Source organism: Ensifer sp. M14 (assembly GCF_003355565.1).
Lineage (GTDB): Bacteria > Pseudomonadota > Alphaproteobacteria > Rhizobiales > Rhizobiaceae > Ensifer.
Window position 1 is genome coordinate 1,350,456 of record NZ_QJNR01000004.1, and the last position, 17,460, is coordinate 1,367,915.

Annotated in this window: 16 protein-coding genes; 12 read left to right on the forward strand and 4 right to left on the reverse strand. The window is 62.1% G+C overall.

The genetic code is table 11. The features are described from left to right. The first annotated feature begins 149 nt into the window (after positions 1–149). The 6 genes from BLJAPNOD_RS06425 to BLJAPNOD_RS06450 all read left to right on the forward strand — a co-directional run bounded on the left by BLJAPNOD_RS06425 (position 150) and on the right by BLJAPNOD_RS06450 (position 7,795). Positions 150–1,304 carry an efflux RND transporter periplasmic adaptor subunit gene (locus tag BLJAPNOD_RS06425; RefSeq protein WP_115419278.1) on the forward strand — a complete coding sequence of 385 codons (1,155 nt, stop codon included), beginning with the start codon at positions 150–152 and terminating at the stop codon, positions 1,302–1,304. After that, entirely contained in the window at positions 1,301–4,480 is a 3,180-nt protein-coding gene (locus BLJAPNOD_RS06430) for a multidrug efflux RND transporter permease subunit (protein ID WP_115419279.1), read from the forward strand. The genes BLJAPNOD_RS06425 and BLJAPNOD_RS06430 overlap by 4 nt, the downstream gene beginning before the upstream one ends. 293 nt (positions 4,481–4,773) lie before the next feature. After that, the gene (locus tag BLJAPNOD_RS06435; RefSeq protein WP_115419280.1) at positions 4,774–5,610 is read left to right on the forward strand and encodes an MBL fold metallo-hydrolase; all 837 of its coding nucleotides are present in this window, start codon (positions 4,774–4,776) and stop codon (positions 5,608–5,610) included. A gap of 16 nt (positions 5,611–5,626) precedes the next feature. After that, complete coding sequence (locus BLJAPNOD_RS06440) at positions 5,627–6,136, forward strand: DUF6636 domain-containing protein (RefSeq protein ID WP_115419281.1); 510 nt, start codon at positions 5,627–5,629, stop codon at positions 6,134–6,136. An 86-nt stretch (positions 6,137–6,222) separates the two neighbouring features. Further along, on the forward strand, positions 6,223–6,969 hold the full coding sequence (locus BLJAPNOD_RS06445; protein WP_077500693.1) for a YebC/PmpR family DNA-binding transcriptional regulator: 747 nt from the start codon (positions 6,223–6,225) through the stop codon (positions 6,967–6,969). Positions 6,970–7,159: 190 nt separating this feature from the next. Then, entirely contained in the window at positions 7,160–7,795 is a 636-nt protein-coding gene (locus BLJAPNOD_RS06450) for an HAD hydrolase-like protein (protein WP_115419282.1), read from the forward strand. 105 nt (positions 7,796–7,900) lie between these two features. Here the strand turns inward: BLJAPNOD_RS06450 and BLJAPNOD_RS06455 are convergent, their stop codons facing one another. Beyond that, positions 7,901–8,902 (reverse strand): LLM class flavin-dependent oxidoreductase, encoded by a 1,002-nt coding sequence (locus BLJAPNOD_RS06455; protein WP_115419283.1) that lies wholly within the window; start codon positions 8,900–8,902, stop codon positions 7,901–7,903. 171 nt (positions 8,903–9,073) lie between these two features. Between BLJAPNOD_RS06455 and ruvC the strand changes: the two genes are divergently transcribed. The 6 genes from ruvC (at position 9,074) to BLJAPNOD_RS06485 (ending at position 14,374) form a co-directional block, all read left to right on the forward strand. Further along, positions 9,074–9,586: a crossover junction endodeoxyribonuclease RuvC gene (gene ruvC, locus BLJAPNOD_RS06460; RefSeq protein ID WP_053249697.1), complete on the forward strand. Its 513-nt coding sequence runs from the start codon at positions 9,074–9,076 to the stop codon at positions 9,584–9,586. A 72-nt stretch (positions 9,587–9,658) separates the two neighbouring features. Then, the gene (gene ruvA, locus BLJAPNOD_RS06465) at positions 9,659–10,276 is read left to right on the forward strand and encodes a Holliday junction branch migration protein RuvA (protein WP_077500696.1); all 618 of its coding nucleotides are present in this window, start codon (positions 9,659–9,661) and stop codon (positions 10,274–10,276) included. Between the two features lie 87 nt (positions 10,277–10,363). After that, a complete protein-coding gene (ruvB, locus tag BLJAPNOD_RS06470) occupies positions 10,364–11,404 on the forward strand; it encodes a Holliday junction branch migration DNA helicase RuvB (protein ID WP_115419284.1) in 1,041 nt (346 codons plus the stop codon). Continuing rightward, a complete protein-coding gene (locus BLJAPNOD_RS06475) occupies positions 11,405–12,307 on the forward strand; it encodes a metallophosphoesterase (RefSeq protein WP_077500698.1) in 903 nt (300 codons plus the stop codon). 183 nt (positions 12,308–12,490) lie between these two features. Further along, on the forward strand, positions 12,491–13,390 hold the full coding sequence (locus BLJAPNOD_RS06480) for a metallophosphoesterase (protein WP_115419285.1): 900 nt from the start codon (positions 12,491–12,493) through the stop codon (positions 13,388–13,390). Between the two features lie 315 nt (positions 13,391–13,705). Further along, complete coding sequence (locus BLJAPNOD_RS06485) at positions 13,706–14,374, forward strand: hypothetical protein (RefSeq protein ID WP_176354913.1); 669 nt, start codon at positions 13,706–13,708, stop codon at positions 14,372–14,374. Between the two features lie 115 nt (positions 14,375–14,489). On the opposite strand, the gene BLJAPNOD_RS06490 is transcribed toward BLJAPNOD_RS06485, so the two are convergent. From BLJAPNOD_RS06490 to BLJAPNOD_RS06500, 3 genes are read right to left on the reverse strand one after another with little or no spacing between them, the layout of a single operon-like run. Next, the gene (locus tag BLJAPNOD_RS06490) at positions 14,490–15,380 is read right to left on the reverse strand and encodes an NAD(P)-dependent oxidoreductase (RefSeq protein WP_115419286.1); all 891 of its coding nucleotides are present in this window, start codon (positions 15,378–15,380) and stop codon (positions 14,490–14,492) included. Next, positions 15,377–16,240, reverse strand: coding sequence for a glycosyltransferase (locus tag BLJAPNOD_RS06495; protein WP_115419287.1), 864 nt, complete (start codon positions 16,238–16,240; stop codon positions 15,377–15,379). Before BLJAPNOD_RS06495 ends, BLJAPNOD_RS06490 begins: the two co-directional genes overlap by 4 nt. Then, positions 16,237–17,457 (reverse strand): NAD-dependent epimerase/dehydratase family protein, encoded by a 1,221-nt coding sequence (locus tag BLJAPNOD_RS06500; RefSeq protein ID WP_077500702.1) that lies wholly within the window; start codon positions 17,455–17,457, stop codon positions 16,237–16,239. Before BLJAPNOD_RS06500 ends, BLJAPNOD_RS06495 begins: the two co-directional genes overlap by 4 nt. Positions 17,458–17,460 lie beyond the last annotated feature (3 nt).

Genomic DNA, 17,460 nt, shown 5'->3' on the forward strand with positions numbered 1-17,460 from the left:
ATGTCCCGTGCCGGGCGTTCTCTATTTTACTGCAAATTGCTTGGATCGGCGTCGATCGGAGACAATTGTGCAGCGAGTTTCAAGCGTGACAGCGTCTTTTCCGCGCCGTGTTTGAAGCGCGGCGCTGTCGGTGCATTCGGAGAGCGTGCATGTTTTCAAAGTGGCATTTGCCGATGATCTTCGGCGCTTCAATTTCCCTTTTCTCGGCGGCAAACGTGGCGGCGCAGGATGCGCAGCTTCCCACCGTCACCGCCGCCAAGCCGGTTGTGCGCGACGTCATCGATAGCGACGAGTTCATCGGCCGCTTCGAAGCGGTCGACGAGGTTGCCATCCGCGCCCGCGTCGGCGGGTATCTCGACGAAGTGAACTTCACCGACGGTGCCTTGGTGAAGAAGGGCGACAAGCTCTTCGTCATCGACCAGCGGCCCTATCGCACGGCCCTGTCGCAGGCGGAGGCGACGCTCGAATCGACCCGTTCGTCTCTCGCCTTTGCCGAGACGCAGTTCAAGCGCACGGAATCCCTGACGGGGACCGGCACGCTCTCTGTTTCCACCCTCGACGACCACCGTCGGGAATTGCTGTCGGCACAAGCCGCCGTGCGCGGAGCGGAAGCCGCGATGGAGCGCGCGAAACTCGATCTCGATTATACGACGATCACCGCGCCGCTTAGCGGCCGCGTCGATCGCCGGCTGATCTCGACCGGCAACCTCGTCCAGGCGGATCAGACCGTGTTGACCACGATCGTTTCGCTCGATCCGATCGATTTTTACTTCGACGTCGATGAGCGACGCCTGCTGTCCTACGCGCGGGTCGCGCGCCAACGCGGCAGCGCGCTGCAGGAGGGTGGCGGCTCGCTCGAGGTCATGGTCACGATCGCCGATGCCAACGAGGCGCCGTTCAAGGGCAAGCTCGATTTTGCCGAGAACCGGCTCGACCAGGCAAGCGGTACGATGCGGGTGCGCGCCCGTTTCGACAATCCCGATTACATATTGCAGCCGGGCCTGTTCGGTCGTGCCGAGCTCGAGGGCTCGAACACCTACAAGGCGGTGCTCATTCCAGATGAGGCGATTGGCGCCGACCAGAACGAGCGCATCGTCTATGAGGTGCGTGAAGACGGCACCGTTGCGACCAAGCCGGTGCGGCTTGGGCCGAAGCTGCATGGTTACCGCGTCATCCGCTCCGGCATGACCGGCGACGAAACCATCGTCGTCAACGGCCTGATGCGGGCGCGGCCCGGCACCAAGGTGAAACCCGAGATCATCGAACTGCCTCCCGAAGCTCAAGCGGCGGGGAGCGCTCAATGAGATTTGCCCATTTCTTCGTCGACCGGCCGATCTTCGCATCGGTGCTTTCGATCGTGTTGTTGATCGTCGGTAGCATCGCCTACTTCCAGCTGCCGGTGGCGCAGTATCCGGAAATCGCGCCGCCGACGATTGTCGTGCGCGCCGCCTATCCGGGCGCCGATGCCGAGACCATCGCCAACACCGTGGCAACGCCGCTGGAGCAGGAAATCAACGGCGTCGAGAACATGCTCTACATGTCCTCCTATTCGACCGCCGACGGCTCGATGGCGCTGACGATCACCTTCAAGCTTGGAACCGACCTCGATCAGGCGCAGGTTCTGGTGCAGAACCGCGTCTCGATCGCCGAACCGCGCCTGCCCGAAGAGGTCCGGCGCATCGGCATCACCACGGCGAAAAGCTCGCCCGATCTGATGATGGTCGTGCATCTGTTGTCGCCGAATGAGCGTTACGACCAGCTTTACGTGTCGAACTATGCCCGCACCCGCATCCGAGATCTGCTGGTTCGTCTCGATGGCGTCGGCGACGTCATCCTGTTTGGCGAGCGCGAATATGCCCTGCGCGTCTGGCTCGATCCGGAAAAGCTCTCGGCCTATGGAATGACAGCCGGGGACGTCGTGCAGGCGCTGCGCGAGCAGAACGTTCAGGTCTCAGGTGGATCGATCGGCGCTCCGCCAACGCCGGGCGACAGCGCGTTCCAGTATACCGTTACCACCGACGGCCGCTTCAGCGATGCGCGGCAGTTCCGCTACGTCATCGTCAAGGCGACGGAAAGCGGGCGCCTGGTGCAACTCCAGGACGTGGCGCGCATCGAACTGGGTGCCCGAGAATACGTCAACAACAGCTATCTGGACGGCAGCCCGGCCGTAGCGCTCGGCATCTTCTCGCGGCCGGGCACCAATGCGCTCGACGCGGCCGCCGCGATACAGAAGGTGATGACGGACGTATCGAAGGACTTTCCAGACGGTCTCGAGTACCGGATCGTCTACAATCCGACCGAATTCATCTCCGAGTCGATCAACGAGGTCTATAAGACGATCGGCGAAGCCGCGATTCTCGTGGCGCTCGTGGTTCTCGTCTTCCTGCAATCCTGGCGCACGGCGATCATCCCGATCGTTGCGATCCCCGTGTCGCTGGTCGGTACCTTCGCATTTCTCTATGCCTTCGGTTTCTCGCTCAACATGCTGACATTGTTCGGCCTGGTGCTGGCGATCGGCATCGTCGTCGACGATGCCATCGTCGTGGTCGAGAACGTCGAGCGAAACCTGGCGCGCGGCATGACCCCGCGCGAGGCCTCGCACGTGACCATGGATGAAGTGGGAGCAGCGGTCATCGCGATATCGCTGGTGTTGACCGCCGTCTTCATCCCAACGGCCTTCATCCCCGGTATTGCCGGCCAGTTCTACCTGCAGTTCGCCGTGACGATTTCTGTGGCGACGGTGATCTCTGCTTTCAATTCGCTGACGCTCTCGCCGGCGCTTGCAGCGATCCTGTTGAAACCGCACGAGAACAATCACCACGAAAGCCGCAACCCGCTCACCCGGTTTGGCCGTTTGCTGGCCAACGGCTTCAACAATGGTTTCGACCGCATGGCCGAAGGCTATGCCTGGATCGTGCGCAAGCTGGTTTCGACAAAAACGGCGCTCGCTGCGGCGCTCATCGTCTTCGTCGGCCTGCTCGGCGCCACCTGGTACATGGCGCAGATCGTGCCGAGCGGCTTCGTCCCGACCATGGACCAGGGTTACGCCATCGTCGTCATCCAGCTTCCGGATGGGGCTTCGCTCGATCGTACAGATGCGGTGGTCAAGCGCGCGTCGAAGATCATCCAGGACGTGCCGGGCGTGAAAAACGCCGTCGCCTTTGCCGGCTTCAACGGTGCGACCTTCACCAACGCCTCCAATTCGGGCGTGATCTTTGCCTCCTTCGAGAGTTTCGAAGAGCGCTTGAAACACGGCCAGGGCGCCAACCAGATCATCGGTCAGCTTTATGGCAGCCTGCAGAGCATCCAGGAGGCCTTCATCATCGCGGTGCCGCCGCCGTCTGTGCGCGGCATAGGCAACTCCGGCGGCTTCAAGATGCAGATCATGGATCGACAGAGCGCCGACATGCGCCGGGTGCTGGGGCTTGCCTACCAGATGATGGGCGCCGCCAATCAGACCGAGGGGCTGACCGGGGTCTTCACCACGTTCTCGGCGTCGAGCCCGCAATACTTCCTGGCGATCGACCGCGACAAGGCGAGGACCTTGAACGTGCCGATCCCGAATATCTTCGAGGCACTGTCGATCAACCTCGGCACATCCTATGTCAACGACTTCAACGCCTTCGGCCGTGTCTACCAGGTGCGGGCGCAGGCGGACCAGCAATACCGTCTGGAGCGTGACGACATCCTGGCGCTGAAGGTCCGCTCTGCCACCGGCGCCCTGGTGCCGATGGGGACGCTGGTCGAAATCCGCGACACTGCGGGTCCTGCTCTCGTGCAGCGCTACAACATGTACGTATCGGTGCCGATACAGGGCAACCCGGCGCCCGGCGTTTCTACCGGCACGGCTCTCGACAAGATGGAGGCGCTCGCCGCCCAAATCTTGCCGCAGGGAACCACTTTCGAGTGGACGGAGCTTGCCTTCCAGGAACGCCAGACCGGCAACACCGCGGTCTTCATCTTCGCGCTGTCGGTTGTCTTCGTGTTCCTGGCGCTGGCGGCGCAGTATGAAAGCTGGGTCCTGCCGCTGGCGATCATCCTGATTGTGCCGCTCGGTGTGCTTTCGGCACTCATCGGCGTGTTCGTGCGGGGGCTCGACAACAACGTGCTGACCCAGATCGGGTTGATCGTGCTGATCGGGCTTGCGGCGAAGAACGCGATCCTGATCGTCGAGTTCGCGCGTCAGGGTGAGGATGAGGGCAAGACGCCGATCGAGGCGGCGGTCGAGGCCAGCCAGTTGCGCCTGCGTCCGATCCTGATGACGGCCTTCGCCTTCATTCTCGGCGTGGTGCCGTTGATGATCGCCACAGGCCCGGGTGCCGAAATGCGCCAATCGCTCGGAACGGCCGTGTTCTCCGGCATGCTGGGCGTGACCTTCCTCGGCCTGTTCCTGACGCCGGTGTTCTACGTTGCGCTTCGCTCGTTGCGCCGTCGCAAGCCGGCTGCGGCAGGCGAGCCGGCTCCGACGCCGGCCGAGTGACGCGGACGCACGGAAGTCAAAGACCCAACGCCCCGGTGACAACGCCGGGGCGTCTCGTTGTGAACAGGAAGGCAGGCATCGTCTGTCATGGCGGCACAATGACGCAAACGTGAGTGCCGCCCGCACCTTTGTCGCTGGACGTAACGGCGCGCTTGAACAATCCTCCTCTCGCCCGTGACGGCGGCGTTTACGAGAAGCGTTCGCCGAGGGTCCTGTCGAACGGCCGCACGACCTGTACCCAAGTCGAATGTGTTTGGGCACAGGTCATGCGTGCGAGGTGTGAAAGGTGAAGGATGATGCTCCGCTACCTTGCCTACACTTTTGCCGCCATCTGGCTTCTGCATGCCTTCTGGCCGTCGGTCGCGCATGCGCAGGCAGCGCCCGCGCAGGTCAGCCAATGCCAGGCAATCGCCGAGACCTTGCCCAAGGCGACCTTCGCACGCTTCACGGCGGCTGCTGCCACGACAGCGCAAGCGTCCGCTGGCGAGGTGACGATCAGTTATCTCGGCCACTCCACCTTTCTGATCGAGACGCCGGGCGGTGTTTCGATCGCCACGGATTACAATGGCTTGTTCCGCCCGTCGGCTCCGCCGACCGTGGCGACGATGAACAAGGCCCATTCCAGCCACTACACATTGACGCCGGATCCGGCGATCCGCACGGTGCTGCATGGCTGGGGTGATGATGGCGAGCCGGCGCGGCACGATGTCGTCGTCGGCGACGCTTATATCCGCAACGTCACCACGGACATCCGTTCCGGCGCCATGACGATGGAGCATGATGGCAATTCCATCTTCATCTTCGAGGTGGCGGGCCTGTGCATCGGCCATCTCGGCCATCTGCATCACGAACTCGACGACAGCCACTACCGGCAGATCGGCAGGCTCGATGTCTTGATGGTGCCGGTCGACGGTGGCTTGACGATGGGGGCCGAAAGCATGAGCCGCGTCGTGTCGCGGCTGCGTGCAGCGTTAATCCTGCCGATGCACCGGCGCGGTCCGCCGATCAATGCTTTCCTCGACATGTTCGGCGACGATTTCGACAAGAGCTTCGCGACCGAGACAAGCGTCAAAGTCTCGCTGCGTTCCTTGCCAAGCAAACCGCTGATTTATATTCTCCAGGGCGTCTGAACATCGGGATTGCCCAATGAAGTTGTCAGTGGTCGGCGTCGTTGCGTTTGTGTCTCTTTCGATCATGGCCCTGGAAAACACGGCTCTGGCCGGCGGCGCGCCGCCACCGCGCTTGCCGCCTCCCGATACACAGCAGCCGCAAGCCACACCCCAATCGACACCACAAGCGACGGCGATACCGGTTGCCGAGCAGGAAGAGTTCGTGATGCCATCCGGCAATATCGGCTGCATCTTTACGCCCGCCGGCGGCACGGCGACCTATCAACCTGAAGACGGCGGGCCGGAATTGTCCTGCGATATCATCGCGCCGCGTTACGTCAGGGCAACGCTTGGACGGTCGGGTGTCGCGACGATCAATCGCGAGGTCGGGGATCCCAGCTGCTGTTCTGCCGCGCCGGTTCTCGAATACGGGGCGACGTGGTCGGGCGGACCGTTTTCCTGCATCTCGGAACGAACGGGCCTTTCCTGCCGCCGCGACGACGGTCATGCCTTCGTTCTCAGCCGTGGACGCATCTCCGCCGACTGAAAAGAAACGCGCCCTGCTGGACGGAAAGCGGCAATAAAACTATAAGGCGCCCCATTCCATTCAAATTCATGCATGCAGAGGGTGCCATGGCTGGCCATTCACAGTTCAAGAACATCATGCACCGCAAGGGCCGTCAGGATGCGGTGCGCTCGAAAATGTTTTCCAAGCTCGCGCGCGAAATCACGGTTGCCGCCAAGACCGGCATGCCCGATCCGGTAATGAACGCGCGCCTGCGTCTGGCGATCCAAAACGCCAAGGCACAGTCGATGCCGAAGGACAACATCGAGCGGGCGATCAAGAAGGCCTCCGGCGGCGACGCGGAGAACTACGAAGAAGTCCGTTATGAAGGCTACGGCCCGGGCGGCGTCGCCGTTATCGTCGAAGCGCTGACCGACAACCGCAACCGCACCGCCTCCAACGTCCGCTCGACCTTCACCAAGGCCGGCGGCGCGCTCGGTGAAACCGGCTCGGTTTCCTTCTCGTTCGATCGTGTCGGCGAGATCACCTATAAGCTTTCGGTCGGCGACGCCGACAAGGTGATGGAAGCTGCCATCGACGCCGGTGCCGACGATGTAACCACCGACGAGGAAGGCCACACGATCATCTGCGGCTTCGAAGCGATCGGCGAAGTCTCCAAGGCTCTTGAAGACACGCTCGGCGAAGCCGAAACCGTCAATGCGATCTGGAAAGCCCAGAACACCGTGCCGGTGGACGAGGAGAAGGCACAGTCGCTGATGAAGCTCATCGACATCCTCGAAGACGACGACGACGTCCAGAACGTCTATTCGAACTTCGAAGTTTCCGACGAGGTTATGGCGAAGCTTTCTGCCTGATCCGGATCTATTCGTCCTGCATGTTCCCTTAACACCTATCCGGTTCAGGGAGAAAAACATGCGGCAATGCAAACTGCTACAGCGACCTTTGCGCACCCGATAGGGAGCGCGGGCGCTGTAGATGTTTTGATTTACCCGTGTCCCGCAGGGCGCGGGTTTTTCTTTGGATATCGCCGATGGGAAGTCACCGATGACGTATGAGTTCGCGATCTTCGACTTTGACGGCACGCTCGCCGATACCGCCGAGTGGTTCATGGCGGCGAGCAACCTTGCCGCCGCACGCTTCGGCTTCCGACAGCTATCCGTCGAGGAGTTCAAGGGGCTGCGCGCCATGGGCAGCCGCGAGATCATCGCGCATATGGGCGTGCCTATGTGGAAGCTGCCGCAGATAGCAACGTTCATGCGCAAGGAAATGGCAGGGCGGGCACAGGCGATCCAGCTATTCCCTGGTGTGTCCGACATGCTGACCGGGTTGAAGTCGGCCGGCGTCGGTATCGCGGTCGTCAGTTCCAATGGCGAAGCGGCCATTCGCATGGCGCTGGGCGAGACCGCCGCTGCCGTCGACCTTTTTGAGTGCGGCGCGACGTTGTTCGGCAAGGCGCAGCATTTCAAGAAAGTTGTCAAGTTTGCCGGCATCGCCCCGTCGCGCATCCTTGCGATCGGCGACGAAGCCCGCGATATCGAGGCCGCCCGCAAGGCGCGCATCTGTGCCGGCGCCGTCGGCTGGGGCTACGCCGACCCGGCGTTTCTGAGATCGCTCGGGCCGGATCGTTTCTTTGACCGGATGGACGACATCCCGCCGGCCTTCCACGCCGCGAAGGGCTGAGAGGCTAAGCGCGTCGCGATCTCTAGGATTCGCTGACTGCGCTTTAAACGTTGTTTTTCCGCATGTCGTTATCGCAAAACCGCTGCGCACTTTTGCGCGACATGCTTAGGCCGCCTTTGAAAGCTGCTGCTGCGCCTCGGCGAAAAGTCGCAGCGATTTCAGCCGCGCCTCCATGTCGAAGATCGGCATGGAGATGATCAGTTCGTCGGCCTTCGTCTGCTCAAGGAATGTCCCGATCTTCCGGCGGATCGTTTCCGGGCCGCCGACGATGGCATAGGACATCGCGTGATCGACGAAGATCTTTTCATCCGAACTCCACAACCCATCCATGGACGCGACGGGTGCGGGGAACCGGCCGCGGGCGTTGCGGCGCAGGGCGACGAAGGATTGCTGCATCGAGGTAAAGAGGTAGTTCGCCTCCTCGTCGGTGGACGCCGCCACACCCATGACGCCGACCATCACATGTGGTTTGGAAAGTGTTTCCGAAGGCGTGAAGCGTTCGCGATAGATTTCGAGCGCCGACAGCAGCATGTCGGGTGCGAAATGCGAGGCGAAGGCGAAGGGCAGGCCGAGCATGCCGGCAAGGTGGGCGCTGTAGTGGCTGGAGCCGAGCAGCCAGATCGGCACGTTGGTGTCGGCGCCGGGAACCGCGATGATCGCCTGGTTGTCGGCGACGGGCCCGAGCAACGCCTGCAGCTCGACCACGTCGTTGGGGAAATTGTTGGCGCTCGCCTCCATGTTGCGGCGAAGGGCCTGGGCGGTGCGCATGTCGGTGCCGGGTGCACGTCCGAGACCAAGATCGATGCGGCCGGGATAGAGCGCGGCCAGCGTTCCGAACTGTTCGGCGATCACCAGCGGCGAATGGTTCGGCAGCATGATGCCGCCGGAGCCGACACGGATCGTCTTCGTACCGGCGGCCACATGGGAGATGACGATCGAGGTCGCAGCACTCGCGATGCCCTTCATGCCGTGGTGCTCGGCCAGCCAGAAACGCTTGTAGCCGTTCTCTTCGGCCGCCTGCGCCAGCAGCCTGGAGTTTTCCAGCGACTGGGCGACACTGCCGCCTTCGGTGATCGGGGAGAGATCGAGGACGGAGAACGACGCCATGAGCAAGGCCTTTATTGAGCGAAATTGATTGAAGACCTATGTAAGGTCAAAATTCCTCAATCCAAGAGTGGCGCTCGAGATTTCCGGCGGTCGCGCCCGCCTCATGTGGATGTTTTTGTTTTGTTCACTTTTTGCTGGCAGCGTCCGGGCACGCAGCATAGGGTGAATTTCATGCAGACCACGATTCGCATCATCGGCATCGATCCGGGCCTCCGCCGTACCGGCTGGGGCATCATCGAAACGCTCGGCAATTCGCTGCGGTTCGTTGCATCCGGCACGGTCACGTCTGATGGCGACATGGATCTCGCCTCGCGGCTCTGCCAGTTGCACGATGGCCTTGCCGAAGTGGTGCACAGCTATCAGCCGCACGAGGCGGCCGTGGAGCAGACCTTCGTCAACAAGGACGCGACGGCGACGCTGAAGCTCGGCCAGGCGCGTGGCATCGCCATGCTGGTGCCGGCGCGCGCGGGCTTGCGGGTTGCCGAATATGCACCGAACGCGGTCAAGAAGGCCGTCATTGGCGTCGGCCATGGCGAAAAGCAGCAGATCCACATGATGCTGAAGGTTCTGATGCCGAAGGCCGAATTCAAGGGCAACGATGCTGCCGACGCGCTGGCGATCGCCATTTGCCACGCGCACAACCGCCTGTCGGTGACCAGCCGGCTCGCGGCCCTGATGGGGTAGTTGCGCTTCTGCCATTAATTTCCGATGGTCGGTCCGGCCATCCCGCAATCCATTCATGAGAGACGACGCCACATGATCGGCAAATTGAAGGGTACCATCGACGAAATCGGCGAGGATCACGTTGTTCTCGACGTGCATGGCGTCGGCTATGTCGCCCATTGTTCGGCGCGCACCTTGTCGAAGCTCGGTTCGGCGGGAGAGGCGGCGGTGCTGTTTATCGAAACCTATGTGCGCGAGGACCAGCTGAAGCTGTTCGGCTTCCTGACGGCGCTGGAGCGCGAGTGGTTCCGCTTGCTGCAGAGCGTGCAAGGCGTGGGTTCCAAGGTGGCGCTCGCCCTTCTGTCGACGCTGACGCCGGGCGAGCTTGCAAACGCGATCGCGCTGCAGGACAAGACCTCGGTGTCGCGCGCGCCGGGCGTCGGCCCGAAGGTGGCGGTGCGCATCGTCACCGAACTGAAAAACAAGGCGCCGGCCTTTGCCGGCGAAATGTCCGGCTCGATCGGCCTCAAGCAGGAACTGGGCGAAGGCGTCGCCTCTGCGCCGGTTTCCGACGCCGTGTCGGCGCTGACCAATCTCGGCTACTCGCGCGACCAGGCCGCCAATGCGGTTGCCGCGGCGCTGAAGAATGGCGGCGAGGATGCCGACAGCGCCAGGCTGATCCGGCTGGGCCTCAAGGAATTGGCGCGATGACGGCTTGCGTTGTCGGGCCCGCCGATGCAAAACGGCCATATTCTTTGACACCATGTGCACGAATGCCCGATCGATTGGAACGGATGGATGACTGATGCCGCTCGCCTGATAACGCCGGACAAGCGCGGCGAAGATCTCGATGCGACCATGCGTCCGCAGTCGCTGGACGAATTTACCGGCCAGGCGGAAGCGCGCGCCAACCTGAAGATCTTCATCGAAGCGGCGAAGAACCGCGGCGAGGCGCTCGATCACGTGCTGTTCGTCGGGCCTCCCGGCCTCGGCAAGACGACGCTGGCGCAGATCATGGCGAAGGAACTGGGCGTCAACTTCCGCTCGACCTCCGGACCCGTTATCGCCAAGGCTGGGGATCTTGCGGCGCTTCTCACCAACCTCGAAGAGCGCGATGTTCTCTTCATAGACGAAATTCACCGGCTCAATCCGGCGGTCGAGGAAATCCTCTATCCGGCGATGGAAGATTTCCAGCTCGACCTCATCATCGGCGAGGGACCGGCGGCGCGCTCGGTGAAGATCGACCTGTCGAAGTTCACGCTGGTGGCGGCAACCACGCGCCTCGGCCTCTTGACGACGCCGCTGCGCGACCGTTTCGGCATTCCGGTACGGCTCAATTTCTACACGGTCGAGGAACTGGAATCGATCGTGCGTCGCGGATCCCGGCTGATGGGGCTCGGCATGACCGACGACGGCGCCCGCGAGATTGCGCGGCGCGCCCGCGGAACGCCCCGTATCGCCGGCCGGCTGCTGCGCCGCGTGCGCGATTTTGCCGAAGTCGCGCGGGCCGAGGCGGTGACGAAGACAATCGCCGACGAGGCGCTGACGCGGCTGCTCGTCGACAATATGGGGCTCGACCAGCTCGACCGCCGCTATCTCTTCATGATCGCCCAGAATTTCGCCGGCGGGCCTGTCGGCATCGAGACCATCGCTGCCGGTCTCTCCGAACCGCGCGATGCGATCGAAGACATCATCGAGCCCTATCTGATCCAGCAGGGTTTTATCCAGCGCACGCCGCGCGGCCGGGTTTTGACCGCCAATGCCTGGAAACACATTGGTCTCAATCCGCCGAAAGAGGTCGAGGCGGCCCAGTTTCGCATGACGCTCGAGGACGAGTGAATGATCACCCGCCGCGGGCTCCTGAAGTTTCTCGGCGGCGGCATCGCCAGCATGGCAGCACTGGGCGGCTACGCCTTTGCCATCGAACCGCTCGCCCGGCTGAGCGTGACGCGCTATGCGCTGACACCGCCGGGCTGGACGCCGGGCTTGAAGCTGCGGGTGGTGGCGCTGGCCGACATCCATGCCTGCGAACCCTGGATGTCCGCCAACCGCATCGCCTCGATCTGCCGCCAGGCCAATGCGCTCGGCGGCGATATCACCGTTCTTCTCGGCGACTATGCCGCCGGCATGAACCTCGTGACGCGCTACGTGCATTCCAGCGAATGGTCGAAGGCGCTGGCGACGCTTGAAGCGCCGCTCGGCGTGCATGCGGTCATGGGCAATCACGACTGGTGGGAAGACCGAACCGCGCAGAAGAACAGCGGCGGCCTCACCTTCGGCCACAAGGCGCTCGCCGACGTCGGCATCAATGTCTACAGCAACCGCGCCATCCGCCTGGAAAAGGATGGCATGGGCTTCTGGCTCGCCGGGCTCGAAGATCAGCTTGCGCTTGTGCCGGGCAAGAAGTGGATGCGCAAATACATGCAGGGCCTCGACGACCTCGACGGCACCTTGGCACAGGTCGACGACGACGCGCCGGTGATCCTGCTGGCGCATGAACCGGACATTTTTCCGAAGGTTCCTTCGCGCGTTGCCTTGACGCTGTCAGGCCATACCCACGGCGGGCAGGTCCGTTTTCTCGGCCACGCTCCCGTCGTGCCCTCCCGTTTCGGCGATCGCTACGCCTACGGGCATATCGTCGAAGGAAATCGCAGCCTGATCGTTTCCGGCGGGCTCGGCTGCTCGATTGCGCCGGTCCGCTTCGGCGTACCTCCCGAGATCTTGGTCATCGATCTCGGCTGAGGAGGTCCCGGCCGCATGGCTTAGGTGCGTGGCCGAATGACGTATTTCGGCGTCGTCGTGTGCTCGCTATGATCCGGCAAGGAAGCGCCGACCGTCGACGATCGGTGAGCACGTTCCGTTGCCTGCACTGCTTCCATGATGGCGGCCGGCGGCTCGAAATCCACCCATCGAAGGGAAGAGTGCATGCTGGCGCGGCGCGGGTTCCTCAAGCTTCTCGGCGGCCTGGTGATGGCTGGGTTCGGCACCAGCGCCTATGCCGTCGGTGTGGAGCCGTTGCAGCGGCCGCTTGTGACGTCCTACGCCTTGCGACCCGCCAATTGGCCACCAGGACTGAAGCTCAGGCTCGTTGTGCTGGCGGATATCCACGCCTGCGAGCCGTGGATGCCCGTGAGCCGGATAGCCGGCATCTGTGATCAGGCCAGTGCGCTTGGCGGTGACATCATCCTTTTGCTCGGCGACTATATGAGCAGCCTGCGCCTGACCGGCTTCGTCGAGCCCGCCCGCTGGGCCGACGCATTGGCGCGGCTGAAGGCGCCGCTCGGCGTCCATGCGATCATGGGCAACCACGATTGGCTCAACGATCCGATTGCCAGCCGAGCGGGGCATGGTCCAACGCGGGCGCACAGGGCGCTCGCCGGCGTCGGGATTCCCGTTTATGACAATCGCGCACTGCGCCTGGAAAAGGACGGACGATCCTTCTGGCTTGCGGGTCTCGCCGATCAACTCGAACCCAGCTATCCGGCCCCGGATGGCTTCGGCATGATCCCCGGGCTGGATGACCTGCCGGGTACGCTGGCGGGTATCGAGGGCGACGAGCCGATCATTCTCATGGCCCACGAGCCTGATATCTTCGTCGACGTGCCCGCGCGTGTTTCGCTGACGCTCGCAGGTCATACCCATGGCGGGCAGGTGAGGCTCCTGGGGTATTCACCGCTCGTGCCGTCGCGATACGGCAACCGTTATGCCTACGGACATATCCTCGAGGGCGACCGGCACATGATCGTCTCCGGTGGCTTGGGGCTTTCGAACTTGCCGATCCGAATCGGATCGCCGCCGGAGATCGTTGCCATCGACATCGGTTAGGATGATGATCGCCGTTACTGTCGCAATTACCGAGCTATATCGCCAAGGCAGGGATTGAATATCTGTGTATGGCGTATGTCTACTTTATTGTATTCTTATTTTAGCCACATCTGTGCCGCGCTTTGAGCCGATTTCGCCAGTAACAAGACGCCGGGCGAATAAGGGCATTTGCAGTATCACGTGCCGTCCAGGGACAGACAGAAGCGGTTATAGTTCAGCGTCGATTTCATTCAGTCTGAGGGAATTTTGTAGGGTGCGCCATTCGGGGTGGCGCCATCCCCGTGTGATACTGCCGATATCGAAAAGGTACTTTCAATGGGTCTCATGTTTCTGATCAATACGCTGAGCCTCGATCCCGTCGCCGCACTCAAGACGGGTCTACGCATACTCCATTTCATAGGGTTGGCGCTGGGACTGGGCGCAGCTACCGTTCTCGATCTGATGATCGTGCGGTTCTTCATCAAGGGGAAAGTGACCCCGGAACACTGGGCGGTGTTCCACTTCGGGTCGAAGATCGTCAATTGGGGCCTGATCCTGCTGTGGGTCACCGGCTTCGGCTTCCTGGCCTACTACGGCTTTTTCGAACCGATCAAACTCGGCAATGAAAAGGTCTGGGCGAAAATGACCATTGTCGCCATCCTGACGGTCAATGGCGCCTTCATCCATGCGGTGATCCTGCCGAAGGTGAAGATGCAGATCGGCCGTTCGCTGATGGAAGGCATGTCGACCAAACAGCGTAGCACCTTCCTCATCTCCGGTGCTGTCTCGGCGACTTCCTGGTACGTGCCGCTGATGCTCGGCGCATTGCCGCAGCTCAACTTCGTCGTTCCGATGACGGTGATCCTGATGGCTTATGGCGTGCTGCTCGCAGCGGCGATCGTCATCTCGCATAGCCTTCTCTTCGTGCTTCCGGCGGACAAGAAGCCGGCAGTGCAGATGAAAACGCGGGTCGAGCCGATGATGGGCCTGCCCTCGGTTGCTTGATTTTGGGGGATCACGGGTCTGAATTTGACCCGTGGCCGAAAGGAAAGGCCCGGCGTCGCACACGACGCCGGGCCTTTCTGTTTATGGTGGTACGGCTGTGGCGAACAGGCGACCGTCAGGCGAGCAGACTTTTGACTGTTGTCTGCAAACGCTTGAGCCCGCCCGGCTGCCAGCCAAGTGCCCGGATCTTTTCAGTATTCATGACATTGAACGCAGTCAGGGCGGCTCGGCCCGGAAGGGCGTGCCTGGAGCCGGTCATATCCTGAACCATTGCCAGAATGGCACTGTTGTCGACGAGGACGTCGGAGACATTGAGTACTCCGCACTGAAGGCGATCCAATGGTGCATGGAGGAGAATGCGAACGGCGGCGGCCACGTCGTCCCCATGCACTTCCGTGCCGGCCCGTGGTGCGATCATGCGGCCCGACAGATAATCATCGAAAAGCGGCTGCCACTTGTGCGCGCCGCCGCTGCCGGGTGCTCCGTAGACGCCGGTCACACGCAGGCTCAGCGCCTTGAACCTGTCCGTACTTAGCTTGGCGAGTGCATTTTCGGCTTCCAGCTTGATCACACCATAGAGGCTGTCAGGGTGGCACGGCGTCTCTTCAAGGAGCTCTGCCCCAGCCGGCTGATTGCCGTAGACGGCGCGGCTCGACAGGAAGACGCACCGCTTCATGCCCTGGTCGCGCGCGGTTCGAAACAGGGTGACCGAGCCATCGAGGTTGCTGCGACGGAACCCTTCCGGGTCACCGCCTTCGCCGCCACGATAACGACCTTCGACATGCTGGAAGGCGGCGTGGACGAAGTGGTCGACGTGGCGGAAGACAGGACTCTGGTCGATATCCGGGTCGAGTTTCAGCGCAACGAAGGCGACGGGTTTCGAAAAAAAGGCAGGAGCTGGCGGGTTGCGGCCGCCAACAACCACGTCGTATCCGCTCGCCAGCATATGCTCGACGATGAAACGCCCGACGAAACCGGTACCACCTGAGACGAGCACGCGCGTCATGATCGAGCCGGATTGGCGAGCGTTGGGATGTCGGGGATATCTTCGCCGGTGAGATAGGCAAACCAGAGGTCGATCAACGGGCGAACCTGCTCGGTGCGGGGATGATCCTTCTCCCACGGCTTTTCATATTGGTAGTGCAGCACGGAGATTGACGACCAGTCCCAAAGTTCGGGCAGGTTGAACCAGACATATTGCAGCATGTTCATCGTCACCGGCAGGCCGTGCCATTCGGGGAAGAAGGTCTGCAAAAAGGTCTGGTCGGTGCGCGGCCAGAAGGCGTCGGGCGCATCGAGCCTGTGGAGCATGGCGCGGAACGTCGCGGCGGATGGCTCGGCAACGAAGACGCCGGAGTTCATGCGGTGAAAATCGGCAAGGCTTTCATAGACGTTTGGAGCGGCTGAAAACTCCGGATAACGAAACAACCGGTCGATGTTTTTGAGAACGATCGCGTCTGCGTCGATGAACACGCAGCTGCGATAGTCGGTCAGCTGCCAGAGCCGCAGCTTGCAGAAATTGTCGAGTGGTGAGTGAAACGCCGGCTTGCGCCCCTTGGTGAAGGGCGCCTTGTCGTGGACATTGCGACGGGCGTGACGTTCGTTGAAGGCATCCGAGAGCGGCAGCAGTTCAGTCTCGACAAGCCGGCAGCCGAAGGCAGAGAGCGGTGCGAGAGCGTCGGCTGCAACACCGCCGGTGTGGAGAACGACGATATCGGCAGGTGTGCCTGTCCGGCGGATCGAGCGGGCGAGCGCGCGAGCGCCCAGCGCGTAATCTTCGTTGGTGACGAGCGTCACGAACGCATGGTTCGCAGTGGCGGGCGAGGAGGGATTGAGCCCCTCCAAGGAGTCGTCGAGTGATGTCATGAAACGGATTTCAGCCGCATGCCTTCAGGGTCGTGGTTGATGCGGGCCGCGATATCCCTGGTCCAGGCGGAGACGGCCGGAACGCGGGCGCGATCGACGCGATAGGCGAATTTTTTGGCGACATCGACGATTTCGGAAAGCAGGCCGTCCTTCAGGCGCGTTGGGCTGAGGCCGAGCGACAGGAATTTTTCGTTGTGCACGACGAGGTCGTTTTCTGCCGCTTCCTTGCGCGGGTTGGGCAGCCAGGCGATCTGTGAACCCGAGATCGCAGCGATCATTTCGGCGAGATCGCGCACTCGGTGAGTTTCCGTCATCTGGTTGAAGATCTCGACGCGGCTGCCGCGGGCGGGCGGGTTCTTCAGCGCCAGCTCGATGCAGCGCACGGAATCCTGGATGTGGATGAAGGCGCGCGTCTGCCCGCCGCTGCCATGCACGGTCAGGGGATAGCCGATCGCCGCCTGGATGAGAAAACGATTGAGCACCGTGCCGTAGTCGCCGTCGTAGTCGAAGCGGTTGATCAGCTGCGCGTGGCGTCGCGTCTGCTCGGTGTGGGTGCCCCAGACGATGCCCTGATGCAGGTCGGTGATCCGCAGGCCATCGTTCTTGGCGTAGAACTGGAACAGCAACTGATCCAGGCATTTGGTCATATGGTAGATCGAGCCGGGATTGGAGGGGTAGAGGATCTCCTGGCGCACGGTTTGACCTGAAATCGTCTCGATGCCGACAGGCAGATAGCCCTCGGGGATTGCCGCGCCGACGGTGGAATATCCATAGACGCCCATGGTGCCGAGATGGACGAGGTGCGCATCGAGCTCTAGTTCGACCAACGCGTTCAGCAGATTGTGCGTGGCATTGACGTTGTTGTTGACGGTGTAGTTCTTGTGCCGGTCGCTCTTCATCGAATAGGGGGCGGCGCGCTGTTCGGCGAAATGCACGATCGCGTCCGGGCGATGGTCCGCCAGCCAGTTCTTGAGCAACTCGTAGTCGCGGGCCAGATCGATCAGGTTGAAATGGATGCGGCGGCCAGTTTCGGCATGCCAGATGCGGGTGCGCTCCTGGATCGAATCCATCGGCGTCAGAGACTGAACACCAAGTTCCGTGTCGATCCAGCGGCGCGAGAGATTGTCGAGGATATGGATGTCGTGGCCGGCGTCGGAGAGATGAAGGGCCGTTGGCCAGCCGACGAAACCATCACCGCCGAGGATCGCAATCTTCATGCA